Source organism: Rhodopseudomonas palustris HaA2, assembly GCF_000013365.1.
GTDB lineage: Bacteria > Pseudomonadota > Alphaproteobacteria > Rhizobiales > Xanthobacteraceae > Rhodopseudomonas > Rhodopseudomonas palustris_J.
The window spans coordinates 1635121-1659968 of the sequence record NC_007778.1 but is presented as its reverse complement, the minus strand read 5'-3'; the positions used below and the strand labels follow the sequence as shown (position 1 = coordinate 1659968).

Genomic DNA, 24848 nt, shown 5'->3' with positions numbered 1-24848 from the left:
CCTCGACGGCCCGTCTCCCCTATGCCGCCACCCTAGTGCGCTCTCGCATCGTTGGTGTGACCGGCTGATGGCAGCCAGTCACATCGTGACCGAACGACCAGTTTTTGCAACCTTACAACGCAAACGCGGCCGACAACGTTCTCCCCGATGGCCAAATTAAGGTTATCCGCGCTTAGCTTGGGACAGCGCGTCCGCAATCGTGGACCTGACCGTGGCCGAAAGCGATAATGAATCGTTAAGGTTCTTCACCGGCTGTCCAGCGACCGGCCGCCGAACCCGACGGGAACCGCCGCGAGCATCGATGACGAGTTTGGATTTTCAGTTGCGAGGGGTCGACGATCCGCGGCTTGCGGTTCATGCCACCGGCGCGCTTCCGGTCTGGCTGTGGTCGGTCGACGGCACCCGTGTGCTGTGGGCCAATCCGGTCGGCGCCCGGTTGCTCGGCGCGGAGCACGGCAAGGCCCTCGGCGCACGTATCTTCGGCCCGGCGGATCCGCATCGCCGGCTGGTGATGCAGCTGGCCGGCAAACTTCCGCCGAACGGCGCGACGCGGCTGGAGCGGCTGCGCGGCTTCGGCGCGCGTCTCGGCGGACTGGTGACCTGCGGCTGCGCCCGGCTGACATTCGCCGACGGCAGCTCCGGCGTACTGATTGCCGCTGTCGAACCCGTCGGCCAGCCGATGCCGCTGGTCGAGCGATTGCGCGGGCTGGTCGAAGGCAGCGACACCCCGATCGCCGCGTTCGGCCGCGACGGCCTGTTCATCGGCTCCAGCGCCGCCGCGCGCACCCTGCTCGGCTTCCGCAACCTGACCGAGGCCGGGCTCGATCAGGCCCGCGCCGAGGCGCTGCAGAACGGCCGCGCCGAGACGCCGATCGGGATCGGCCGGATGGTGCTGCAACGCGTCGGCAGCGGCGGCGATATCGGGCTGGTGGCGCTGCTCGAACCGGGCGAGCCGGTTGCAACGGACCGCACGCCGGAGGTCCCGATCAGCCAACCCGCCGCGGTTGCGTCCGATATCCCGATCGATGGGCCGAGCGAGACTGTGCCGCCGGAATCGGACGTTCCGGACGACGAGGCGATCGACACCATCAGCGAGGCGCCGGCCGAGTTCACGCGGCTCGGCGAGACGCTGGCGGAGGCGCAGACGGACATTCCGCCGACGCAAGACAATGCCACCGCCGACGAACCCTCGCCGCTGGTCGTGCCGGTTGCCGACGAGTCGCCGGCCGAGGCCGATGCTTCCACGCATGAATCCGCCGCAACTCCCGAATCTCTTCCTGAGGATAGCGTCGCGCCGCAGCCGCACGACGCTGAAGCGACCGATCAGCCCGCGCCCGCCGATGCCCCGTCACAGCAACAGTCTGAAGATGAAGAGCCGGCGACGATCCTCGCGGTCGAGCTGGAGCCGCGCGTCGCAGCGACGTCGGTCGCGCCTTCGCCGCCGCGCCAACATCCGCTGCGCTTCGTCTGGCAACTCGACGGCGACAGCCGCTTCTCGGTGAAGTCGGACGAACTGATCTGCCTGATCGGCCCGCGCACGGCCGCGCAGTTCGGCCGGTCCTGGGCCGAAATCCGCGCGGCGCTCGCGCTCGATCCCGACGACCGCTTTGCGCAGGCGATCGCGACGCGCCACACCTGGAGCGGCATCACGCTGCATTGGCCGGCCGATGGCAGCGGTGATCGTCTGCCGCTGGAGATGTCCGGCCTGCCGGTGCAGGACCGCGACGGCCATTTCACCGGCTATCGCGGCTTCGGCGTCTGCCGCGATCTCGACGGCCTCGATCGCCTCGCGATGCTGCGCCGGCACGACGGCGCGGACGAACCTCCGCCGCGCTCGCTGTCGGCGGATTTCACGCCGCGCGACGCGACGCCCGCCGCGGACGCGGAACACGCGCCCATGACCGACACCTCTGACCACCAAGCATCGGATATCATCGTGGACACCCCGAGAAACGTTCTGCCCTTCCGGCCGGTCCAGGACGCCCGTTCGCCGGCGCTGACGCCGGTCGAAAACAGCGCCTTCAACGAACTCGCCCGGCAACTGGCCGAACGGTTGGAGAGCGACGCCGCGGGCGCCGCCGAGCGGCTGTTCGCGCAGGCCGCCAACGATCAGGCACCGGACGCGCCGGCCGACGCGACGCCAGCCGAAGACACGGCGACGGCCGAAGCGGTCGCGTCGAACGACGAACCCGCTGCGCCCTCCGAACCCGCCGCGCCGAAGGCCGACTGGCTCGCGCCGCTCGCGACGCCGGCCAAGGGCGACAGCACGCGCGACCGCGTGCTGCTCGACCTGATGCCGGTCGGCGTGCTGATCTATCGGCTCGACCGTCTGCTCTACGCCAACGCCGCATTCCTGCAGCTGATGGGCCATGCCAGCCTGTCGGCGCTCGAGGAGGAAGGCGGCCTCGATGCGCTGTATGTCGAGGAAGGCGTCGGCGGCTCGAGCGGCACGTCGGAAGCCGGCACGCCGATCACCGTGGCGACGCCGTATTCGGCGCCGACCGCAGCCCGGCTGCACACCATCGAGTGGGACGGCGATCAGGCGCTGGCGCTGATCTTCGACGGCACCGCCGAGCGGCCTGCCGACGTCGTCGCCGCGGCCTCGATCGCGCCCGAGCCCAATGCGCCGTCGGATGTCGGCCACGCCAATGCCGAAGAGCTCGGCGCGATCCTCGACACCACCGCCGAGGGCATCCTGATGTTCGACGCAGGCGGCCGCATCAGCGCCTGCAACCGCAGCGCCGAAGCGCTGTTCGGCTACGACGGCGACGAGCTGGTCCAGCGCAGCATCGCCGAGCTGTTCGCGCCCGAGAGCAACGACGCGGTACGCGCCTATTTCGACAGCGTAAAGAGCGGCAGCGCCGAAAGCCTGCTCGACCACGGCCTCGAGGCGCTCGGCCGGGTCCGCGAAGGCGGGCTGTTTCCGCTGACGATGACGATCGGCCGGACCCAGCCCGACGGGCCGAACTACTTCGCGGTGTTCCGCGATCTGTCGCAGGCGCGCCGGATCGAGGTCGAACTCGACCAGGTGCGCAAGCTCGCCGATCGCGCGGCCGGCGCCAAAGCCGACGTGCTGGCGCGGCTCAGCCACGAGATCCGCATGCCGCTGAACGCCATCATCGGCTTCGCCGAGGTGATGATCGAGGAGCGTTTCGGCGCGCTCGGCAACGAGCGCTACGCCGACTATCTGAAGGACATCCGCGCGTCGGGCGAGCGCGTCATCGGCATCGTCGGCGACCTGCTCGATCTGTCGCGGATCGAAACCGGCAAGCTCGACCTCGCCTTCACCAGCCAGAACCTCAACGAACTGGTCGAGCAATGCGTCGCGGTGATGCAGCCGCGCGCCAATCGCGAGCGCATCATCATCCGCAGCTCGCTGGCGCACGCGCTGCCGAGCGTCACCGCCGACGCGCAGGCGCTGCGGCAGATCGTGCTGAACCTGATCGGCACCTCGATCCATCTCGCCAATGCCGGCGGCCAGGTGATCGTCTCGACCGCGCTGAGCGATTTCGGCGAGGTGGTGCTGCGCGTCCGCGACACCGGTCATCGCCTCAACGACAGCGAAATCGCCGCCGCGCTGCAGCCGTTCAGTACGCCGGCGCCGAGCGAACGTTCGGAAGCCTCCGGCGTCAGCCTGTCGCTGACCAAGGCGCTGGTCGAAGCCAACCGCGCCCAGTTCCACATCAAGAGTGCGCCGCAATCCGGCACGCTGATCGAAGTGGTGTTTTCGCACGCGACCGCCGCGGCGTGAACGTCACGCGGAAAGTGAAATAACAAGTAGCGCGATCGTGCGCGGGCACGCCGATGCGTTGCCCGCAAATCCGATTGCGTGAGCGGCCGGTTCCGGGGGCCTCCGCGGCGGCATCAAGCCGAGGGAGGCGGAGCGCCGAAAGGCGCGACTTCAGTAGTGGCCGCAGCATGTGGTCCGGATCGCCGAACCGCAGAGGCCGCGGAAACGCCTTTCGACGCTCCACCGTGGCGACTTTTGGCGTCGGACCGTTCTTCCGGGTGCAGGGAGCATCGGGGATTTCGCCCCGCCTCTGCTGCCCCCGTCCAGCCACGAAAGCGGCGGCCGCTCGTAGTAGCGGCGGACGGTAGCCCTCAGCCTCCCGGAGGCGCAGGGCAACGTCTGCCCCACGCCCGCAGGCGCCACACCCCGCCCCACATCTCCAAGCGTCCCAGGAAACGCCCCTCGATGGGATGAGGTGATGGGAATATAATCTTTACGCGCAAGAAATGTCAATCGCTATTTTGCGCGCCTCCCCGAGCCGCAGCAGTCAATGCGGCAGTGTCATTCGTCATGACCAAGGACTATGATCGACGCCGTTCGAGCCGCATGGTCGCCGCACCATGCTGGGGGAGTTTGTCGGCATCGTTGCAGAGGTCGCCATGGGCAGAAAGCGCGAGCAACACACGGATGACGCCGACGCGCTGAACGGCCCGGCGACCTCGCCGGCGTCGGCCGGTCGAGCACCATCCGAGATCGCCGCAAAGCTGCTGGAGATCGGCGCGCGCTACGCCGCACGACCGGACACCGGGCTGAGCCCCGACGATATTCTCGGCTATGACCGAAACGGATTGCCGACCTGAGCCAAGGCTATCTGACAATCGTGAAATCGGCTATAGTATCTAAATGACCAGACTTCTCGATCAGGCAATCGAATCCGTCCGAGAGCTGTCCGCCGACCGGCAGGATGAGTTGGCGCGGCTGTTGCTGCAATTCGCCGGGATCGAGCAGCCCACCCTGGACCTCACGCCGGAAGAAGCCGCTTCGTTCGATGAATCACTGGCACAGGCCGAGCATGGCGAATTCGCCAGCGACGAACAGGTCCGCGCGATCTGGGCGAAGCATGGGCTGTGAAGCTGCGCTTCACCATTCGCGCTGCTGCCGAACTCGACGAGATTCTGAGCTACATTGACGACCGATCACCGCAGGGTGCGTTGCACGTCAAGAAGCGCATCCACGCTGTCATCGGCCTGCTCCTTCAACACCCGGGCGCGGGTCGGCCAACCGTGAGGGGGATGCGCCGAGTGGTGGCGTATCCATATCCCTATTTGATCTTCTATCGGGCGACGGAGCAGGAGATCGTCATCCACGGTATCCGCCACAGCGCCCGCAAGCCCGCTCGACAGTGAGCAGAGCCGAAGCCGCTCACAGGGGGCAGCGCGCTGGTCCGCCCACGCCCCCTTGCCCTCCGCCGCAATCGCGATCTAGCTGGCTGCGCGCCCATCATCGAGAACCATCGCATGGCGACCATCGACACCTCTCTCGTTGCGAAACTGCCACTGTTCGCGGGCTGCAGTGCCGACGAGCTCGACGCCATCCTCAAGGAGGCCCGCTCGATCCGGGTTCCGAAGAACGGCAACGTGTTCGAGCAAGGCGAGGACGCGCATTCGTTCTTCGTGCTGCTGCACGGCCATGTCCGCGCCAGCAAGCTGACGCCGGCCGGCGAGCAGGTGGTGGTGCGCTATGTGGCGCCCGGCGAGACGCTGGGCGTCGCGATGGCGATCGGGCTGCCAAGCTATCCGGCGACGGCGACCGCGGTCGACGACAGCGTGGTGCTGGCATGGCCGACCGCGGCGTGGCCGCGCCTCGTCGAGCGCCATCCGGCGCTCGCCACCAACACGCTGCGGACCGTCGGGGCCCGGTTGCAGGAAACCCATTCGCGCGTCATTGAAATGTCGACCCAACAGGTCGAGCAGCGCGTCGCCCGGGCATTGCTGCGGCTCGCCAAGCAATCCGGCCGCCCGGTCGAGACCGGCGTCGAGATCGATTTTCCGATCAGCCGGCAGGATATCGCACAAATGACGGGAACCACACTGCACACCGTCAGCAGATTGCTGTCCGGCTGGGAGAGCCGCGGCCTGATCGAGGGCGGCCGACGGCGCATCGTGCTGCGCGCGCCGGATCAGCTCGTGGCGCTGGCGGAACAGACGCCCGACGACACCGCGTCGTGAAGGGACAGCAAATACCTTCGCTGCAGGGCACCGCACCGAAACGCGAATCGCTTGCAGCTATCGCATTTGCGTTTCGCCGCACGCCATGTGCTAGACTGTCTCGCAGGCGCGAGATGCGGGGGACGCCATGGTCGCGAACTATCACGTCGCCGTCGGCGATCAGAATGCGCTGGGGCAATATCTCGTCGACCGCACCGTCAGCGCCGACAAGCGTCCGCGGCTGCGGATCGCCTGCATTCATTGCGGCAAGGAATATCTCGTCGCCGACGTCAATTTCCACAATTGCAAATGCCCGTCCTGTCAGAGCGACGACGGCCAGACGCTGAGCTGACGACTGCGCCGACCGGCGCCGGCAAGGCCGCGCTCGGCGCAGGAAACGGCGACCTGGAATTTCTCTAATTGCGACATTCCGCCGCGGATCCCGGGCTATCGGCTGAGCTACTGACACCGGGTGTCAACCGTGATCGGAGCCTGCCGCATGAGCCGCCGCTTTCGCACCGCTGCCCTCGCCCTCGCCGCTGTCGTCTTGCCAGCGCAGGCGTTCGCAGCCGAACAGGTCAACGTCTACACCTATCGCGAGACCAAGCTGGTCCAGCCGCTGTTCGACGCTTTCACCAAGGACACCGGCATCGCCGTCAACGTGATTTCGGCGAGTTCGGGGCTGGAGCAGCGGATGAAGGCGGAAGGCGCCAACAGCCCGGCCGACGTGCTGCTGACGGTCGATATCGGGCGGATCGACGAGGCGGTGGCGGCCGGCGTCACCCAGCCGATCCAGTCGGCGGTGGTCGACGAGATCGTGCCGCCGCGCTATCGCGATCCCGACGGCCACTGGGCCGGCATCTCGATGCGGGCGCGGGTGATCTACGCCTCGAAGGACCGCGTCAAGCAAGACGCGATCACCTACGAGGAACTGGCCGATCCAAAATGGAAGGGCAAGATCTGCATCCGCTCTGGCCAGCACATCTACAACAACGCGCTGTTTGCCGCCTATATCGCCAAGCACGGCGAGGAGAAGGCCGAGGCCTGGCTGCGCGGCCTCAAGGCCAATCTGGCGCAGAAACCGTCGGGCGGCGACCGCGAGACGGCGCGCGACGTGGCGGCGGGCAAATGCGACATCGGCATCGGCAACACCTACTACTGGGCGCTGATGATGAACGGCGATCCCGACAAGAAGCCGTGGGCGGAAGCGACCCGCGTGATCCTGCCGACCTTCGAGGGCGGCGGCACCCACGTCAATCTGTCGGGCGTGCTGCTGGCCAAGAACGCGCCGAACAAGGCCAACGGCGTCAAGCTGATCGAATGGCTGCTCGGCGAGAAGGCGCAGCAGATCTACGCCAACGCCAACTACGAATATCCGATCCGCCCCGGCGTGCCGCTCAACCCGACCATTGCCGGCTACGGCAAGCTGACCGCCGACTCGCTGCCGATCGCCAAGATCGCCGCGCAGCGCAAGGCCGCCTCGACGCTGGTCGACAAGGTCGGGTTCGACAACTGATCAGCGCCCACCCTTCGCCGTCATGGCCGGGCTCGTCCCGGCCATCCACGGCCACACCCGATGCGTCGCCCGAAGACGTGGATGCCCGGGACGAGCCCGGGCATGACGGCGTGAGGGCGGCGTCTTCCGGTCGCATGCGCTTACGCGTCTCCTCGCCACCATGAGGAGTTCGCGTGGAGCATCGCGCCTCGAATTCGTCGCACTCGCCGTCGCCGTTCTCACGGCGCTGATCGTCGCCGCGCCGGTGATCAGCCTGGCGCTGACCGCACTGCAGCCGGCCGCCGACGTCTGGCCGCATCTGCTCGCTTACGTGCTGCCGCAATCGCTGCGCGACACCGCCTGGCTGCTGCTCGGCGTCGGCGGATTGACGCTGCTGATCGGCACCGCCACCGCGTGGCTGGTGTCGTCGCATGATTTCGTCGGGCGCACGCTGCTGGTGTGGCTGCTGCCGCTGCCGCTGGCGGTGCCGACCTATCTGTCGGCCTATGTCTATGTCGATCTGTTCGAGCCGCTCGGCCTCGCGCATCGCACGCTGACGCTGCTGCTGCCGGCGGCGCAGGCGGTGCAGTGGCTCCCGAATTTGCGCTCGCTGCCGGGCGCGGTGGGGCTGCTCGCGCTGGTGCTGTATCCGTACGTATATCTGTCGGCGCGCGCGGTGTTTCAGGCGCAGAGCGCGGACGCGATCGAGGCGGCGCGCTCGCTCGGCGCCGGGCGGCTCACCATCTGGCGCCGCGTGGTGCTGCCGATGGCGCGGCCGGCGCTGGCGGTCGGCGTCGCGCTCGCCGCGCTGGAGACGCTGAACGACATCGGCGCGTCCGAATATCTCGGCGTCCGCACGCTCACCGTGTCGGTGTTCACCACCTGGCTCAACCGCGGCAGCCTCGCCGGCGCGGCGCAGATCTCGCTGGTGCTGCTCGGCTTCGCCGCATTGCTGATCACCATCGAGCGGATCGGCCGGCGGCATGCCAACGTCGAATTCTCCGCCGAGAATCCGCGGCTGCGGCCGCGCACGCCGCTGCACGGCGCGAAGGGCGGCTTCGCGTTGCTCGCCTGCCTGCTGCCGGCGCTGCTCGGCTTCGTGGTGCCGGCGGCGTATCTGGTCGGCGAGAGCCTGCGCCGCGGGCGGATCGACCCGTCGCTGGCGCGCGACGCGCTGCACACGGTGGCGCTGGCCTCGGTCGCCACCGTGCTGGCGCTCGCGCTCGGGCTGATCGTGGTGCTCGCCGCGCGCTGGCGTGGCGGGCGGATCGCGCGATCGGCGGCCGCGATCGTGCAGCTCGGCTACGCACTGCCGGGACTGGTGCTGGCGCTCGGCCTGCTGATGCCGCTGCTGGCGCTCGACGGCGCGCTGGTGGCGCTGGCGCAGGCGATCGGCCTCGCCTCGCCCGGCCTGCTGCTGATGAGTTCCGGCGGCGCGGTGGTCGCCGCCTATGTGATCCGCTTCCTCGCGGTGCCGACCGGAATGCTGAAGGCCGGCTTCCAGCGCATCCCGCGCGACTACGACGACAGCGCCCGCGCCGCCGGCGCCGGACCGCTGGTGAGGCTTTCGAAGATCGACCTGCCGCTGCTGCGCCCGGCGCTGGTCGGCGCCGCGATCCTGGTGTTCGTCGACTGCCTGAAGGAACTGCCGGCGACACTGCTGCTGCGGCCGCTGAACGTCGAGACGCTGTCGACCTCGATCTACCAATACGCCAGCCGCGGCAGTTTCGAGGAAGGCGCCCTCGCCGCGCTGATCATCGTCGCCGCCAGCATCCCGCCGGTGATCTGGCTGACGCGGTTCTCCGATCTGCCGGAGTGAGCGCGCGCCGGCCCGGCCGGGCGGCTATTTCGGGCCCGCCAGCCACCAGATGATCAGGCCGACCACCGGCAGCACCAGGATCAGGATCACCCAGAGCACCTTGGCGCCGGTGCTGGCGCCGCTCTGGATCACACGAAAGATCGCCCAGATATCCAGAGCGAGAATGATCAGGCCGAGAAGGCCACCGAATTCGATACCCACCGGGCAATCTCCCTTTGCTTGACTGACGTTCGGAATTCGCCAGGGCAATGGGCCAGACGCGCGATAGTTCCATCCGGGAACCATCGCCTCCCGCCGCTGCGACAACCTGCGGGGATAGCCATCCCGGCCGCCGCGGCGTATAAGCTCGCAACATGCTGACGGTCCAACGAATCCCTGTTCCCGCAGGCCGCCGCACGCTCGCCTTAGCGGCGATCGTGCTGGGCCTCGGATCGGGCGCGGCCCATGCCCAGGCCGGGCCGGTGCGCTACTGGATCCCCGGCGGGCCGTTCGGGTTCGGCGGCGGCGTCACCGAGAGCTGGGGCACGGCGGGCTGGAGCGACGTGCCGGGCTTCGCGGCGCTGAGTAGCGTCGACGAGGACGGCTTCCGCACCGGCTTCGTCGCCCGCAGCTACAGCGCCCCGGTCAATGCCTTCGCCAGCGGCCTCGGCTGGCGCGGCTTCGGCGGGGTCGGCGGCGCCGGGGCATTCGGCAATTTCGGCGCGCTGGCGCTGGACAGCTCGCAATACGGCTACAATTTCAAGAGCGTCGGCGGCCTGCCGGTGACGCTGTTCGGCGGCGTCGACCAGTTGAAATATCAGCCCGACGTGTTCAGCGCGCTGACCTCGCCAGGCTTCTCGAGCAGCACCAACGCCGCCACCGCGGTCCACGCCGGCGTCGAAATCCGCCCGACCTCGAATCTCAGCCTGTCGTTCTCGGCCGGCTACGTCCAGCCGGGCGGCGCCGTCGACAGCGACATCCGCTCCAATTTGCTGCCGGGCGAGTCGCCGATGTTCTCGGGCGGACGAAGGTAAAAGCCTTCCCACAGGCCCGCCGTCATCCTGAGAGCCTGCCCCGGACTTGATCCGGGGTGCGCGCCGCCTTCGGCACCCTCCACAAGCACATCGTCATCCTGAGGTGCGCGCCCGCTTCGGCGCGCCTCGAAGGATGGGCCGCGAGCACGCGGGCATCGGCACGCGTCTCCGCATCCTTCGAGGCGCGCAAGAGCGCGCACCTCAGGATGACGGCGTTGGGGATGTTACCGGCAACGCGAACTCGCAGGGTGGTGCTGAGTGAAGCGAAGCCCGCGTCGGTCGAACCTCGGCGGTCGCGTGGGCACGGCGTTGCGCGCCTTTGCCCACCCTACACAGCGAGCTACGCGTTCTTCAGCGCGACGCGGAATTCGGCTTCGGTGTTGGCCTTGACCTGGTCGAGCGTGACGCCGTCGGCGAGTTCGATCAGCGCCATGCCATCGTTGCCGTGCTTGTCGATGGTGAACACCGCCAGATCGGTCACCACCATGTCGACGACGCGCTCGCCGGTCAGCGGCAGGTTGCAAGACTTCAGCAGCTTCGGGCCGTCCTTGGCGGAATGCTCCATTACCACCACGACGCGCTTGACGCCGGCGACGAGGTCCATCGCGCCGCCCATGCCCTTGACCATCTTGCCGGGGATCATCCAGTTGGCGAGATCGCCGTTCTGGGCGACCTGCATGGCGCCGAGGATCGACAGGTCGATGTGGCCGCCGCGCACCATCGCGAACGAGTCGGCGGACGAGAAGTAGCTGGTCGACGGCAGCTCGGTGACGGTCTGCTTGCCGGCGTTGATCAGGTCCGGATCTTCCTCGCCCTCGTAGGGAAACGGGCCCATGCCGAGCATGCCGTTCTCGCTCTGCAGCACGACGTCGACGCCGTCGGGGATGTAGTTCGACACCAGCGTCGGAATCCCGATACCGAGATTGACGTAGAAACCGTCGCGCAATTCCTTGGCGGCGCGCGCTGCCATCTGTTCGCGGGTCCAGGCCATCAGAACTCTCCTCAGGTTGCCGCGGCTTCGGGGCGCTTGCGGGTGGTGCGCTGCTCGATGTGCTTCTTGGCGGAGCCGACTTCGATGATGCGCTGGACGAAGATGCCGGGCGTGTGGATGTGATCGGGATCGATCTCGCCGGCCGGCACCAGATGCTCGACCTCGGCGATGGTGATCTTGGCCGCGGTCGCCATCATCGGATTGAAGTTGCGCGCGGTCTTGCGGTACACGAGATTGCCGGCGGTATCGCCCTTCCAGGCGTGGACGATGGCGAGATCGGCGAACAGGCCGCGCTCCATGACGTATTTCTCGCCGTCGAATTCGCGGATTTCCTTGCCTTCGGCCACCAGCGTGCCGACGCCGGTCTTGGTGAAGAACGCCGGGATGCCGGCGCCGCCGGCGCGGATGCGCTCGGCCAGCGTGCCCTGCGGGGCGAATTCGAGCTCGAGCTCGCCGGCCAGGAACTGCTGCGCGAACAGCTTGTTTTCGCCCACATAGGACGAGATCATCTTCTTGATCTGCCGGGTCTCCAGCAGCCTGGAGAGGCCGATGCCGTCGACACCGGCATTGTTCGAGACCACCGTGAGGTCCTTGACGCCGGAGTCGCGCAGCGCATCCGACAACGTTTCGGCGATACCGCACAGCCCGAAACCGCCGGACATGATCATCATGCCGTCCCGCAGGATTCCGGCGAGAGCCGATTGGGCGTCGGGATATACCTTGTTCATGATGCAGGGACCTGATGAGAGGGGCTGTTCTGCGAGTGGGTCTATTCAGCAAAATCGGCGCTGGCCGTCAATTGCGCCGACACGCTGCGGCCCGGAAGGCCTTGAAAGAGACAAGAAAACCGATCAAGTTGCGGCGAACAGGGGCCGGCTGGCCCCGCCCTCATCCCCCTCCTTCGATCCGGACATTCACTGGCGATGGCCCAAGGAATCAAGCGCCTCGGGATATCGGTTGCGGCGCTGATCGCGCTCGCCGTGATCGGCGCGCTGGCGCTGTCGCTGCTGATCGACCGCGGCGCGATGCGGCAGGCGGTCGAAACGCAATTGCGCGCCGCGACCGGGCTTGAACTCGCGGTCGACGGCGATATCGAGATCGCGATCTTTCCGCTCAGCTACGTCACCTTCAAGGCGGTAAGGCTGAAGGGCAGCGACGACGGCGACGCCGACAGCGCGCTCGGCGTCGAAACGCTCACCGCCAATCTGCGGCTGTTGCCGCTGCTGCTGCGGCGCTTCGAAATCGCCGACATCGCGCTGATCAGGCCGACCATTCGCGTCGTCCGCGACGCCGACGGCGGTAGCAATTGGACGCCGTTCATCAAGAGCCTGACGCGGACGATGAAGCCCGGGCTCGACGACCAGGTGTCGTTCTCCGAGATCCGGCTGCAGGACGGCGTGCTCAGCTATCGCGACGCCGCCGGCCAGATCAGCGAGACCCTCTCCGACATCGATCTGTCGCTGGCGTGGCCGTCGATCTCCCGCACCTTCGCCGCCGCCGGCCAGTTCGACTGGCGCGGCGAACGCCTCGACGGCAGCATCAGCGTCGGCGACTTCATCGCGGCGCTGGCGGGCGAGCGCTCCGGGCTGAAGCTGCGGCTCGCCGGCGCGCCGCTGAAGCTCGCCTTCGACGGCGCCATCGCCAACAAATCCAGCCTGGTGCTGGAAGGCACGCTCAGCGCCGACAGTGCCTCGCTGCGCAACGCACTGCGCTGGGCCGGCCAGGAGCCGCCCGGCGCCGGCGGCTTCGGCCGCTTCGCGATGAAGGCGCGCGCCAATCTGGTCGGGCCGGCGATCGCCCTGACCAATGTCAATATCGAACTGGACAAGAACGTCGCCGAAGGGGTGATGACCTACACCATCGCCGGCAATCATCGTGGCCTGCAGGCGACGCTCGCCGCCGGCATGATTGACGTCACGCCCTACCTGTCGACCATCCGGCTGCTGACCAGCGGCGCGCGCGACTGGAACCGGCAATTATTCGACCTCGGCGCCGCCAACCCGGTCGATCTCGACGTGCGGCTGTCCGCCGCCAAGGTCACGCTCGGCTCCTCGACGCTCGGCCGCACCGCGCTCAGCGCCAATCTGCGCGGCGGCGCGCTGGCGCTCAGCGTCGGCGAGGCGCAGGTCTATGGCGGCATCGTCCGCGGCACGCTCGGCGTCACCCGGCGCGACAGCATCGCCAACATCAAGACCCAGTTCCAGTTCAACGACGTCGACCTCGAAGCCTGTGCCGCCGACCTGCTCGGCGTGCGCAATCTGTCGGGCCGCGGCAATCTCTCGATCGCGCTGGAGGCGTCCGGATCGAGCCCGTTCGGGCTGGCGCAATCGCTCGACGGCTCGGCGCTGCTCACCGGCCATGACGGCGCCATCACCGGCTTCAACGTCGAGCAATTGCTGAAGCGGCTGGAGCGCCGGCCGCTGTCGGGTGGCGGCAATTTCCGCAACGGCAAGACGCCGTTCACGACGCTCAACATCGCGGTCCGCTTCAGCGACGGCGTCGCCACCGCCGACGACATCCGGATCGAAGGACCGACCGCGCGGATCTCGCTGACCGGCACCGCCTCGGTGCCGTCACGCGAATACGACCTCAAGGGCGTCGCCAGCCTGGCCAATACGCCCGGCGCGCCCGGCTTCAATCTGCCGTTCATCGTCGAAGGACCGTGGGACGATCCGTTGATCTTTCCCGATCCGGAAAGCCTGATCCGCCGTTCGCCGGCCTCGGCGCCGCTGCTCGATTCGGTGAAGGACAAGAAGACCCGCGACGCGGTCCGCTCGGTGCTGGAACGCATCACCGGCGGCGGCCGCAGGCCCGAGCCGGACGCCGCGGCGGAGTCGCCGGCGGCGCCCGCCGCAGCCGCGCCGGACGCGCAACCGAAGGCGAACTAATCAGTTCGCTGTTTGTGGAGTCGTCATCCTGAGGAACTCGCCGACTTCGGCGAGCCTGGAAGGATGCGGCTGCGCGCAAGGCGCCTTGCGGCCATCCTTCGAGGCGCGCAAGGGCGCGCACCTCAGGATGACGGTGTGCATCCTTGCAGCCCCATCGTTCGCGCGCGGACTGCCATTCTCCCGTCATTGCGAGCGCAGCGAAGCAATCCAGCGCTCCGTGCATGGCGCCTCTGGATTGCTTCGTCGGCTTCGCCTTCTCGCTATGACGGAGAGCAGGCGCGTCACATCGCGCCTCACATCGGCGCGGCGCTGTCGGCCTTGGCGCGCGACAGTTTCGACGCCAGCGAGGCGAGCACGATCGCCAGCGCGACGACCGCGATGATCAGGGTGCAGACCGCGTTGATCTGCGGCTTCACGCCGAGCCTGATCTCCGAATAGATCCGGATCGGCAACGTCGCCGAGCCCGGGCCGGTGGTGAAGCTGGCGATCACCAGATCGTCGAGCGACAGCGCGAAGGCCAGCATCCAGCCGGCCGCGATCGCCGGCCAGATCAGCGGCACCGTGGCCTGCAAGAACGCCTCGACCGGGCCGCAGCCGAGATCCATCGCCGCCTCCTCGACGCTGCGGTCGAGCGCGTGCAGGCGCGACTGCACCACCACCGCGACGAAGCACATCGTCAGCGTGGTATGCGCGATCGTTACCGTCCAGAAGCCGCGCTCGGCATTCAGCGCCACGAACAGCAGCAGCAGCGACAGGCCGGTGATCACTTCCGGCATCACCAGCGGCGCATACAGCATCCCGGAGAACAACGTCCAGCCGCGAAAGTGCCCGGCGCGCGACAGCGCCACCGCCGCCAGCGTGCCGAACACCGCCGCCGCGGTCGCCGACGCCAGCGCCACCTTCAGGCTCATCCACGCCGCCGCCAGCATCGCCTCGTCCTGCAACAATTCGCGATACCAGCGCAGCGACCAGCCGCCCCACACCGTGACCAGGCGCGAATCGTTGAACGAGTAGATCACCATGATGACGATCGGCAGATACAGGAACGCAAGTCCCAGCGTCAGCGACACGAGGTTGAAGCGGGACAGGCGGGCGGCGCGCGCGGCCATCACCGCTCTCCTTCGAGCTGCCGCCGCTGCAGCCGCTCGTAGATCAGGAGCGGCAGCAACAGCACGCCGAGCAGCACCACCGCGATCGCCGAGGCCACCGGCCAGTCGCGGTTGGTGAAGAACTCCAGCCACAGCGTCTGCCCGATCATCAGCGACGCGGAGCCGGCCAAGAGATCCGGAATCACGAACTCGCCGACGATCGGGATGAAGCACAGCAGCACGCCGGCGCCGATGCCGGGCAGCGACAGCGGAAACGTCACCAGCCAGAACGCCCGGCGCGGCGAACAGCCGAGGTCGGCGGCGGCCTCGTTCAGCGCCTGCGGCAGCTTCGCCAACGTCGCATACAACGGCAGCACCATGAACGGCAGGTAGGAATACACGATGCCGATATACATCGCGGTGTCGGTCGACAGCCACACCAGCGGCGCCGACACCAGATGCAGCGCCAGCAGCGTCTGATTGAGCAGGCCGTCGTGCTGCAGGATGTTGATCCAGGCGTAGATCCGGATCAGGAACGAGGTCCAGAACGGCACGATCACCAGCATCATCGCGAAGGGCTGCCAGCCGCGCGGCAGTCGCGCCATCGCATAGGCGATCGGATAGCCGATCAGCAACAGGATCGCGGTCGAGACCGCGGCGACGGTGAGGCTGCGCAGATAGGACAGCACATAGAGATTGTCGGAGATCAGCAGCCGGAAATTGTCCAGCGACAGCGCCGCGAACGCCGCGGCGAGCGCGTCCCAGCCGGCGGCGAGATCGAACACCGGAACGTAAGGCGGCTGCGCGATCGCGCTCTGCGACAGGCTGATCTTCACCACGAAGCCGAACGGCACCAGGAAGAACAGCACCAGCCACAGATACGGCGCGATCACCGCAAGCCGCGCCGGGCGCGTGAAGATCCGGCGTGCGCCGCTCATCGGTCGAGCACCACGCAATCGTCGGGCGAGAACCACGCCACCACGTGCTCGCCGGCGCGATAGGCGTCGACGTCGAGCCGCGTGGTATTGGCCATCTTCGCCAGCAGCGTGGCGCCGGTGTCGAGCCTGACCCGGTAGCTGGTCAACCCGCCATAGTAACCGACCTCGACGACCTCGCCGTCGAGCCGGTTGATCGCGTCGGCATGGCCGCTGTCGGCGGCGGGCCCGCGGCGCGACAGCTTGATCTTCTCCGGCCGGATCGCGAGGCTGATCGCGGTCGCCTCGACCGGCTGACGGGGCGCTGCGGCGGTGACGTTTCCCGCGCCGCCCGCCGCGACCGTGAGGCGGCCGTGGTCGCGCGACGTGATCGTGCCGTCGAGCATGTTGACGTCGCCGACGAATTCCGCGACCCAACGCGACGCCGGGGTCTCGTAGAGCTGCCGCGAGCCGGCGACCTGTTCGAGCTGGCCGGCGCGCATCACGCCGATCCGGTCGGCGACCGTCATCGCCTCGTCCTGATCGTGGGTGACGATGATGAAGGTGGTGCCGAGCCGCTTCTGCAGCGCGATCAGTTCGAGCTGGGTGCTTTCGCGCAGCTTCTTGTCGAGCGCCGCCATCGGCTCGTCGAGCAGCAACAGCCGCGGCCGCCGCGCCAATGCGCGCGCCAGCGCCACGCGCTGCTGTTGACCGCCGGAGAGCCGATCCGGCTTGCGCTTCTCCAGGCCATCGAGCTTCACCAGCGCCACCATCTCGGCGACGCGCGCCTTGATCTCCTTTCGCGGCAGGCCGGCGCGTTTCAGACCGAAGGCGATGTTGTCGGCCACCGACAGATGCGGGAACAACGCGTAGTTCTGGAACATCATGTTGACCGGCCGCCGATGCGGCAGCACCGCGGCGATGTCCTCGCCGTCGAGCAGGATGCGGCCGCTGTCGGGCGTCTCGAATCCCGCCAGCATGCGCAGCAGCGTGGTCTTGCCGCAGCCGCTCGGTCCGAGCAGCGCGAAGAACTCGCCGGCCGCAATCTCCAGCGACAGCCGATCGACCGCGGTGTAGCCGCCGAACCGCTTCGCGACCGCCTCGATCCGCAACAGCGGCGGATTGGTATCAGTTTGGGCGGTCGCCCGCGACAATGCTTCAATCATCCGTCGAACCTACACCGTAGACGCACCAACTACTCAATTCGCGCATGGTCGTCCGGCTACTATTCACCACGTTGTGCACAGGATTCCGATGTGCCAAAGCTAGGCCAGCATCCAAGATTCGAAACGCAGCCCGCAGCCGGCCGCAGATGAATTACCTTGATTGATCGCTCCTCCCATTACAGGTCTCATCGCCATCCGGCGATAGACAAACTGATGGAGCTCATCGGCTTCTGCTACGCGCAATCGCGATGGTGGCGGATCGGCCTGGCGCTGTGCATCGTGCTGGCCGGGATCGCCATCCGGGTCGCCCTGCACGATTCGCTCGGCGATGGCCTCACCTTCGTCACCCTGTACCCCGCCGTCGCCGCCGCCGCCATGCTCGGCGGCGCTGCGGCCGGAGTGACCGCGACGATCGTGGCGACGGCATCGACGCAACTCATGGTTGCTTCGCTCGGCCGCGCTGACAACCTGCTCGGGCTCGTCGTCTTTCTGTGCGGCTGCATCGTCATCGTCGCGATGGCCCAGGCGATGCGCGTGTTTCACGCCCGCCTGATCGAAGCCGCCGAGATCGGCGAAAGCGAGCGGCAGCTCCGCCGCTTCGTCGAGGGGGTGCCCGCCGCGATCGCCATGTTCGACTGCAACATGCGCTATCTCGCCGCCAGCACGCGCTGGCTGTCCGCCTTCCACCCGACCGAATCCGTCATCGGCCGATTGCACTACGACGTGTTTCCGAACATTCGCGAGGAGTGGCGGGAAGCGCATCGGCGTGGCCTCGCCGGCGAGGTGGTGCGCAACAACGAAGACTGCCACGATCGCGCCGACGGCGTGAAGCGATGGGTCAGATGGGAGGTGGCGCCGTGGCGCGACAGCCGCGGCGAGATCGGGGGAATCACCATCTATTTCGAAGACATCACCGAGAACAGGGCGATGACGGAGCGACTGGCGCAGGCGCAGCAGCTCGAGACCGTCGGCCGGTTGTCCGGCGCCATCGCCCACGACTTCAACAACCTGCTCACCGTGATCGTCGGCAACGCCGAGCTGCTCCGCGAGCAGCTCGAGCCGCACGAGGATTTGAGGCAACTGGCCGAGCATATCAGCAGCGCCGGTGACCGGGCGGCCGAACTGACCCAGCGTTTGCTGGCGTTCGGCCGACGCCAGATCCTCGCCCCGGTGGCGGTCGATCTGAACTGGCTGGTGCAGTCGGTCGCCCAGATCGGAGCGGCTTCCGCGCGTCGCGGCGTCAAGATCAGGACCGTGCTGGAGCCGGCGCGGCCCCTCGTCCGCGCCGACCGGCTGCAGCTCGAATCCGCCATCCTCAACATCCTGATCAACGCCCAGGAAGCGGTCGCGGACGACAGCGGCCGGATCGCGATCGTCACCGGCCTGGTCGTGTTCGGCGACCGGCAGGACCAGGTCCGGCCCGGCCGCTACGGCGTGGTCGAGATCACCGACAACGGCGTCGGCATGAGCGAACGGGTCCGCGGCCAGGCGTTCGAGCCGTTCTTCACCACCAAGGAATTCGGCACCGCGAGCGGACTGGGGTTGAGCATGGTGTATGGCTTCGTGAAACAGTCCGACGGGCACGTCACGATCGACAGCCAGCCCGGCGTCGGCACCACGATCCGGCTGTTTCTGCCCCTGGCGAACCCGACACCGTCCGACGGCGACGCGGCACCATCGGGCGCGTGAGCGGCGAAAGCGCCCCGATCAGCTGACCTGGCGGGCGCGCGCCGGCATCGGGTCCGGTGATGGCGCGAGGCCGACCAGAACCGGATATTGATCGATCGGCGCCGGCATCCCGATCAGATAGCCCTGCACGGCATCGCAGCCCTCGTCGACCAGAAAATCGAGCTGCTCCTGGGTCTCGACGCCCTCCGCGACCAGCGAGACGCCGAGGCCGTGGCCGAGGCCGATCACGGCCCGCACGATCGCCGCCGATTGGACGTTGCGGCCGAGATGCATGATGAAGGCGCGGTCGATCTTGATCTTGTCGAACGGGAACGCCTGCAGATAGGTCAGCGACGAATAGCCGCTGCCGAAATCGTCCATCGAGACGCGGACCCCGAGGGTCTTCAGCCGGCGCAGCAGCGCCAGGCCGCGATCGAAATCGTCGATCAGCACGCCTTCGGTGATTTCCAGCTCGAGCCGGCCCGGCTGCAACCCGGTCTCGACCAGCACCTGATGCACGGTCGCGACCAAATCGGTGTTGAGGAACTGCGCCGGAGACAGGTTGACCGCGATCTGCAAGGGCTTCGGCCACGACGCCGCTTCACGGCAGGCCTCGCGCAAGATCCACTCGCCGATCTCGACGATCAGCCCGCTTTCTTCCGCCAGCGGAATGAACTCGCCCGGCGGCACGAAACCGCGCGTCGGATGGCGCCACCGCGCCAGCGCTTCGAAGCCGACGATGTCGCCCTCGCCGATCTGTCTTTTGCTCGCCGCCTGCGGCTGGTAGTACAGCGACAACTCGCCGTTACGGATCGCGTTCGACAGATCCTGATGCAGCGCTCTGCGGTCGCGGATCTGCATATCCATTTCGGGGGCGAACAGGCCGATCGAGCCGCGCGCATGCGCCTTGGCGCGGAACAACGCCGCGCTGGCATTGGCGAGCAGCGAGGCCGCGTCCCTGCCGTCGCGCGGAAACAGCGCGATGCCGGTGGTGGCTCCGGTCCGCACCGTCTTGCCGTCGATCTCGAAGTCGCGGGCCAGCGCCTTGGAAACCCGCTCGGCGAGTCTGCGCGCCGCTTCCGGCTGCGGGCCGTCGATCAGCAGCCCGAATTCGTCGCCGCCGAGCCGGGCCACGACGCCGCCCTGCGACGCCTGCTCGATCCGGGACGCGACCTCGATCAGCAGCTGGTCGCCGATGGCGTGGCCGAACACATCGTTGATCTCGGACAGCCCGTCGAGATCGACCGACAGCACCGCGAACTCGTCCACCGCAGCGTCGCAGGCCTCGATCATCTGCGACAGCGACTTCAGGAAGGAGGTGCGGTTCGGCAGGTCGGTCAGGCCGTCGTGATACGCCATGTGCGCCATCCGCGCTTCGGTCTGGCGCCGATCGGTGACGTCGACATGGGTCTTGATCAGATAGCTCTCCGCCCCCGCCTCGTCGGCGACGGTGATGCGGCGGGTCACGAACAGGCGCAGGCCGTTCCGGGTGCTGATCGGATGCTCTTCGACCATCAGGTCGCCCTTGCGGACCGCGAGTTCGTCGCGCTCGCGGATCAGCCTGGCTTCCTTGGGGTTGAAGATATCGCCGCAGGTCAGGCCGATGGCGTCCTCGCGGCGACGATTGAGGATGATCTCGGCGCCGCGATTGGCGAGCAGATAGCGGCCGCTGCTGGTGCTCTGCACCGTGAGCCCGACCGGAATGTTGTCGACCACCAGTTCGAGGAACTTCCGCGTCTTGTCGAGCTCGCGCGCCAGCACCTGCCGGTCGGTGATGTCCTCGAACAGCGCGATGATGAATTCCGGTTCGTTGCGATCGTTGTAGGCGACGACGCGATCGGTCTCCAGCACCAGTTCGCGCCGGCCGAATTCGACGGTCAGCTCGGTGCGGAATCCCTTCTTGCCGGCATCCAGCGCCAGGCGATCGACATCCTGCACCGCGGTGGCGGTGCGCGGCGAGTAGATTTCCTCGGCGGTCGCGCCGATGATCCGGTCGCGCGGCATTCCCGACAATTTCTCGAACGCGCGATTGGCGAGGATGTAGCGGCCGTCTTCGATGTTCTTGGCCGCGACGCAGACCGGGATGTTATCGATCACCGATTCCAGGAACTGCTTGGTGGTCACGAGCTGCTTCGAGAGCAGACGAAGCTCGGTGCAATCGTCGTGGGTCGAAATCATGCCGCCGTTCGCGAGCGCCGAGAACTTCACCTGCACGAAGCGACCGTCCGGCAGTTCGCCGATATAGCCTTCGGGCATCCTGGCGTTACGCAGGAACTCCTCGTTGCTGACATCGAGCGTGCCGCGGGCGCGGCGGAGCGAAAGCAGATCGCCGCCGGGAATGCCGTACGGCGCATCGGAGCGCTGCAGCCCGTACATCTCGAGATAGCGATCGTTGCAGAACACCAACCGGTTCCTGGCGTCGACGATGACGACGCCCTGCTGCAGCTTGTTGAGCACCGAGTCGACCAGCATGTTCTTGCGGCGCTGGAGACGGCGCTGCTTGCGCAGCATCGCGGTCGCCCACAGTGCGATGGCGCTGGTGAACGACGCCAGCACGAAGCCGCCGATCAGCACTTCCCAGATCAGTTCGGGGTCGAATCCACCAATGTAACTGGTCGGCGCGAAGCTGGAGGAGGCCTGCGCAATCTCGCCGGACGCGAGAAGCAAAGCCGCCGCCACAACCTCCGCTGCCCCGGCCCCTTTCTTCACAATGCTCAAAGCCATGAAACACCAGAAAATTGCCGTTGGAGTCTCACGTGCGAGCTGTTCGAAACGCGTAAACGTGGCTGCCGCATTGCGTGGCTATTGACCTGAATTTCATCAATTGACCTGTGATGGTTAATGCCGCGATAACACGGCGCTTTCGGGCTCGCGCCCGTTCGGGGACCGAGGGACAATGGAACAGGTTGAATGCGTCGTGGTCGGCGCCGGCGTGGTCGGGCTCGCGATCGCGCGCCGGCTGGCGCAAGCGGGACGCGAAGTCATCGTGCTGGAAGCCGCCGAGGGGATCGGCACCGGCACCTCGTCGCGCAACAGCGAGGTGATCCACGCCGGGATCTATTATCGCGCCGGCAGCCTGATGGCGCGGCTCTGCGTCGACGGCCGGCGGGCGCTGTATGCGTTTTGTCGAGACCACGGTGTGCCGCATCGGCAATGCGGCAAGCTGATCGTGGCGACCACAGCGGCGGAAGCCGAGAAGCTGGCATCGATCCGCGCCCACGCCGCAGCCAACGGCGTCGACGATCTGCGCGCGCTCGACGGCGCCGAAGCCCGCGCGATGGAGCCGGCGCTCACTTGCGTCGCCGCGCTGCTGTCGCCCTCGACCGGCATCGTCGACAGCCACGCCTACATGCTGGCGCTGTGCGGCGACGCCGAAGCGGCCGGCGCGGCGTTCGCCTTCCACGCACCACTGCTGCGGGCCACGGCGGAGGCCGGCGGCTTCGCGCTCGAGGTCGGCGGCGAGGCGCCGATGACGCTCGGCTGCCGGCTGCTGATCAATGCCGCGGGGCTCGCGGCCCCCGCGGTGGCGCGCGCGATCACGCCGATGCCGGCTGCGCTGGTGCCGTCGGCGTATCTCGCCAAGGGCAATTACTTCACCTGCAATGCGCGGGCACCGTTCTCACACCTGATCTATCCGGTGCCCGAGCCCGGCGGGCTCGGCGTACATCTGACGCTGGATCTGGCGGGACAGGCCAAGTTCGGCCCGGACGTCGAATGGATCGACACCGTCGACTACGTGGTCGATCCGGCGCGGGCGGAGCGGTTCTATCCGGCGATTCGCCGATACTGGCCGGGCCTTCCGGACGGGGCGCTGGCGCCGGGCTATTCCGGGATCAGGCCGAAGATCGTGCCGCCTGCGGTCGCGGTGCAGGACTTCGTCATCCAGGGACCGGATGTCCACGGCGTCGCCGGGCTGATCAACCTGTTCGGCATCGAATCGCCGGGACTGACCGCGTCGCTGGCGATCGCCGAGGACGTCGCCCAGTTGTCCGACAATGTGTCGGCCGGTTTGTCGGCTGATGTGGCGGCAAGTGCGTAGGCACAATGCATCGGCCTGTGTGGCGGCCCGCACCTGAGCGATTCAACTCAGGCGCCCGACAATCTCTGCGCTCCCGGATACGTCCGAGGACTGCGCTGCGCGCTTCCACACCCACGAGGCGTTCGATCGGCCACACAACCTTCCGCCTCGACGTTCCGCCTCTCAGGTGGGGGGCCAGTCTTGGCGCCGACGCATATGCGTCCCGGATAGGCGGCGCCGACTGGATACCCGCAACCTGATCGCTATACCGTCACGTGCGAGAGGACGGCGGCGAGCTCCATTGCCTTGCGACAGGAGCTGTCAGTGCAGCGTGTTTCAGTGGAGTGTGCTGGAGACTTGTCGCAGCCGGTTGATTTCGTCTCGAACCATGAGTTTGCGGCGTTTCAGCTCGGCAATGCGCAGATCGTCCGTGGAGGGATGGACGAGCGCGTCGTGCAGTTCGGATTCCAGAACTTTGTGTTTTCGTTCCAGTTCAACGAGATGCGCCTGAAGTGCCATACGAAACCTCCTCTGTGAGTGAGACTAGATTCCATCCGGACGTACGAGTGTACATCTCTCATGACGGCTGTCGAGTAGCTTTGAAATACGTGCGTCACAATTACTCGATCCGCCGAAGCGATTCGTGTTCCTACCGGGTCGACATCGGCGCCATCGGTCTGCCGCGATGTCGCCTTTTTGCGTATTGCCGACCCTGCCCGCGCCGATCATTAACGCCTTCGAAATCATTCCCCGTCGAAGGTCGGGTTCGACGAACGGCCGAGCCGCACCGCTTGCTCGCAAGGCTGGCAGAGGCGATAATCCCGCTATCGATGCTTCATTCCCCGCGGCGGTTCGCGCTTCAGCGATCCGACTCAAGCTGTTTCTGGTCATGACCGACGAAGACGAAGGCGAGCTCGGGGCCGAGCTCGCGAAGCTGCAGCAGGAACACCGCGATCTCGATGCGGCGATCGAGGCTCTGCATCATTCACCGGCGCCCGATCTGCTGCGGTTGCAGCGGCTGAAAAAGCGCAAGCTGGCGCTGCGCGACCGCATCGCCTTCATCGAAGATCAGATCACGCCCGACATCATCGCCTGAGCGGCTCCGGCTGCCCCGACAGCGCGTGACGCTCGGCCTTGCGGGCGTACATCGCCCGGTCGGCGACGGCGAGCGCTTCCACCACATCCATGTCCGCCGTCAGCATTGCCACGCCGGCGGAGATTCCGGCGGTGACGGTGTGTGCGCCGTATTGAATCGCGAGTTGATCCACCGCCTGCTCCAGCGCCGCGGCCTTGAGCCGGGCGTCGGCCTCGCCGAGGTTCCACAGCAGCAGCGCGAACTCGTCGCCGCCGAGCCGGCCGATCAGATCGGACGAGCGGACATGGCGGAGCAGCGCGTCGACCACCGCTTTCAGCACGACGTCGCCGGCGGCGTGACCGTAAGTATCGTTGACCGGCTTCAGCCGGTCGACGTCGAGCATGATCAGCGCACCGCCGGCGCCGTAGCGCTTGATGTAAGCGAGGGCGCGGGCGAGTTCGCGCTCGAAGCCGCGGCGATTGGAGATGCCGAGCAGGAAATCGGTCTCGGCGGAGGCGCGCAATTCGTCGATCTGCGCCAGCGCCGCGGCGAGCTGCGCCTTCAGCCGCCGGATCTTCCCCTGGGCGTCCGCCGGCAGCCGGCCGGAACCGACGCGCGCGCGCGGCATGGCCTTGACCGGAAGCGCCTTCACCAGCAGCGCCTTGGTCGGACCGGACGCCGCCAGCGGGCGCTTCCCGGCAACGGGCCGTGCCGCGGGCCTGTGGCCGGTCCGGGATGCCTTTGGAGATCGGGGAGGCGTCTTTTTCATCAGAATC

At 67.4% G+C, this 24848-nt stretch carries 22 protein-coding genes; 13 read left to right on the top strand and 9 right to left on the bottom strand.

Going from position 1 to position 24848, the window contains the following annotated elements; translation table 11 throughout:
- Positions 1 to 301 precede the first annotated feature (301 nt).
- The 8 genes from RPB_RS07395 (at position 302) to RPB_RS07360 (ending at position 9251) form a co-directional block, all read left to right on the top strand.
- Entirely contained in the window at positions 302 to 3751 is a 3450-nt protein-coding gene (locus tag RPB_RS07395) for a PAS domain-containing protein (RefSeq protein ID WP_011440367.1), read from the top strand.
- A 599-nt stretch (positions 3752 to 4350) separates the two neighbouring features.
- Complete coding sequence (locus tag RPB_RS25025; RefSeq protein ID WP_245258323.1) at positions 4351 to 4590, top strand: type II toxin-antitoxin system VapB family antitoxin; 240 nt, start codon at positions 4351 to 4353, stop codon at positions 4588 to 4590.
- 43 nt (positions 4591 to 4633) lie between these two features.
- Entirely contained in the window at positions 4634 to 4861 is a 228-nt protein-coding gene (locus tag RPB_RS07385) for a hypothetical protein (RefSeq protein WP_011440365.1), read from the top strand.
- Entirely contained in the window at positions 4858 to 5136 is a 279-nt protein-coding gene (locus tag RPB_RS07380; RefSeq protein WP_011440364.1) for a type II toxin-antitoxin system RelE/ParE family toxin, read from the top strand. The genes RPB_RS07385 and RPB_RS07380 overlap by 4 nt, the downstream gene beginning before the upstream one ends.
- A 111-nt stretch (positions 5137 to 5247) precedes the next feature.
- Positions 5248 to 5958: a Crp/Fnr family transcriptional regulator gene (locus RPB_RS07375; RefSeq protein WP_011440363.1), complete on the top strand. Its 711-nt coding sequence runs from the start codon at positions 5248 to 5250 to the stop codon at positions 5956 to 5958.
- Positions 5959 to 6085: 127 nt separating this feature from the next.
- Entirely contained in the window at positions 6086 to 6289 is a 204-nt protein-coding gene (locus RPB_RS07370) for a hypothetical protein (RefSeq protein ID WP_011440362.1), read from the top strand.
- Positions 6290 to 6436: 147 nt separating this feature from the next.
- On the top strand, positions 6437 to 7453 hold the full coding sequence (locus tag RPB_RS07365; RefSeq protein ID WP_011440361.1) for a Fe(3+) ABC transporter substrate-binding protein: 1017 nt from the start codon (positions 6437 to 6439) through the stop codon (positions 7451 to 7453).
- Between the two features lie 160 nt (positions 7454 to 7613).
- Positions 7614 to 9251, top strand: coding sequence for an ABC transporter permease (locus tag RPB_RS07360; protein WP_011440360.1), 1638 nt, complete (start codon positions 7614 to 7616; stop codon positions 9249 to 9251).
- Between the two features lie 24 nt (positions 9252 to 9275).
- Here RPB_RS07360 and RPB_RS23990 read toward each other — a convergent pair whose 3' ends face one another.
- Positions 9276 to 9452: a PLDc N-terminal domain-containing protein gene (locus tag RPB_RS23990; protein WP_011440359.1), complete on the bottom strand. Its 177-nt coding sequence runs from the start codon at positions 9450 to 9452 to the stop codon at positions 9276 to 9278.
- A gap of 152 nt (positions 9453 to 9604) precedes the next feature.
- On the opposite strand from RPB_RS23990, the gene RPB_RS07355 reads away from it, so the two are divergent.
- Entirely contained in the window at positions 9605 to 10264 is a 660-nt protein-coding gene (locus RPB_RS07355) for a hypothetical protein (RefSeq protein ID WP_011440358.1), read from the top strand.
- 340 nt (positions 10265 to 10604) lie between these two features.
- Here the strand turns inward: RPB_RS07355 and RPB_RS07350 are convergent, their stop codons facing one another.
- Together RPB_RS07350 and RPB_RS07345 are read right to left on the bottom strand one after the other, a co-directional pair.
- Complete coding sequence (locus tag RPB_RS07350; RefSeq protein WP_011440357.1) at positions 10605 to 11255, bottom strand: 3-oxoacid CoA-transferase subunit B; 651 nt, start codon at positions 11253 to 11255, stop codon at positions 10605 to 10607.
- An 11-nt stretch (positions 11256 to 11266) separates the two neighbouring features.
- Complete coding sequence (locus RPB_RS07345; protein WP_011440356.1) at positions 11267 to 11983, bottom strand: CoA transferase subunit A; 717 nt, start codon at positions 11981 to 11983, stop codon at positions 11267 to 11269.
- A gap of 195 nt (positions 11984 to 12178) precedes the next feature.
- Here RPB_RS07345 and RPB_RS07340 point away from each other — a divergent pair, with 195 nt between their 5' ends.
- On the top strand, positions 12179 to 14143 hold the full coding sequence (locus RPB_RS07340; RefSeq protein WP_011440355.1) for an AsmA family protein: 1965 nt from the start codon (positions 12179 to 12181) through the stop codon (positions 14141 to 14143).
- A gap of 293 nt (positions 14144 to 14436) precedes the next feature.
- Here RPB_RS07340 and RPB_RS07335 read toward each other — a convergent pair whose 3' ends face one another.
- Genes RPB_RS07335 through RPB_RS07325 form a run of 3 tightly spaced genes read right to left on the bottom strand, consistent with a single transcriptional unit; the run spans position 14437 to position 17311 of the window.
- A complete protein-coding gene (locus RPB_RS07335; RefSeq protein WP_011440354.1) occupies positions 14437 to 15252 on the bottom strand; it encodes an ABC transporter permease in 816 nt (271 codons plus the stop codon).
- On the bottom strand, positions 15252 to 16169 hold the full coding sequence (locus RPB_RS07330) for an ABC transporter permease (RefSeq protein WP_011440353.1): 918 nt from the start codon (positions 16167 to 16169) through the stop codon (positions 15252 to 15254). The genes RPB_RS07335 and RPB_RS07330 overlap by 1 nt, the downstream gene beginning before the upstream one ends.
- Positions 16166 to 17311 carry an ABC transporter ATP-binding protein gene (locus tag RPB_RS07325; RefSeq protein WP_011440352.1) on the bottom strand — a complete coding sequence of 382 codons (1146 nt, stop codon included), beginning with the start codon at positions 17309 to 17311 and terminating at the stop codon, positions 16166 to 16168. Before RPB_RS07325 ends, RPB_RS07330 begins: the two co-directional genes overlap by 4 nt.
- A gap of 213 nt (positions 17312 to 17524) precedes the next feature.
- On the opposite strand from RPB_RS07325, the gene RPB_RS07320 reads away from it, so the two are divergent.
- Entirely contained in the window at positions 17525 to 19000 is a 1476-nt protein-coding gene (locus tag RPB_RS07320) for a two-component system sensor histidine kinase NtrB (RefSeq protein ID WP_011440351.1), read from the top strand.
- 18 nt (positions 19001 to 19018) lie between these two features.
- Here the strand turns inward: RPB_RS07320 and RPB_RS07315 are convergent, their stop codons facing one another.
- Positions 19019 to 21703: a sensor domain-containing protein gene (locus RPB_RS07315; RefSeq protein WP_011440350.1), complete on the bottom strand. Its 2685-nt coding sequence runs from the start codon at positions 21701 to 21703 to the stop codon at positions 19019 to 19021.
- Positions 21704 to 21875: 172 nt separating this feature from the next.
- Between RPB_RS07315 and RPB_RS07310 the strand changes: the two genes are divergently transcribed.
- Positions 21876 to 23018: an NAD(P)/FAD-dependent oxidoreductase gene (locus RPB_RS07310; protein WP_011440349.1), complete on the top strand. Its 1143-nt coding sequence runs from the start codon at positions 21876 to 21878 to the stop codon at positions 23016 to 23018.
- 315 nt (positions 23019 to 23333) lie between these two features.
- Here RPB_RS07310 and RPB_RS23985 read toward each other — a convergent pair whose 3' ends face one another.
- Entirely contained in the window at positions 23334 to 23516 is a 183-nt protein-coding gene (locus tag RPB_RS23985; RefSeq protein ID WP_011440348.1) for a YdcH family protein, read from the bottom strand.
- Between the two features lie 370 nt (positions 23517 to 23886).
- Here RPB_RS23985 and RPB_RS07300 point away from each other — a divergent pair, with 370 nt between their 5' ends.
- Entirely contained in the window at positions 23887 to 24093 is a 207-nt protein-coding gene (locus RPB_RS07300) for a YdcH family protein (RefSeq protein WP_011440347.1), read from the top strand.
- On the opposite strand, the gene RPB_RS07295 is transcribed toward RPB_RS07300, so the two are convergent.
- Positions 24083 to 24841 carry a GGDEF domain-containing protein gene (locus RPB_RS07295; protein WP_011440346.1) on the bottom strand — a complete coding sequence of 253 codons (759 nt, stop codon included), beginning with the start codon at positions 24839 to 24841 and terminating at the stop codon, positions 24083 to 24085. The two genes, RPB_RS07300 and RPB_RS07295, sit on opposite strands and share 11 nt — an antisense overlap.
- Between the last annotated feature and the right edge of the window lie 7 nt (positions 24842 to 24848).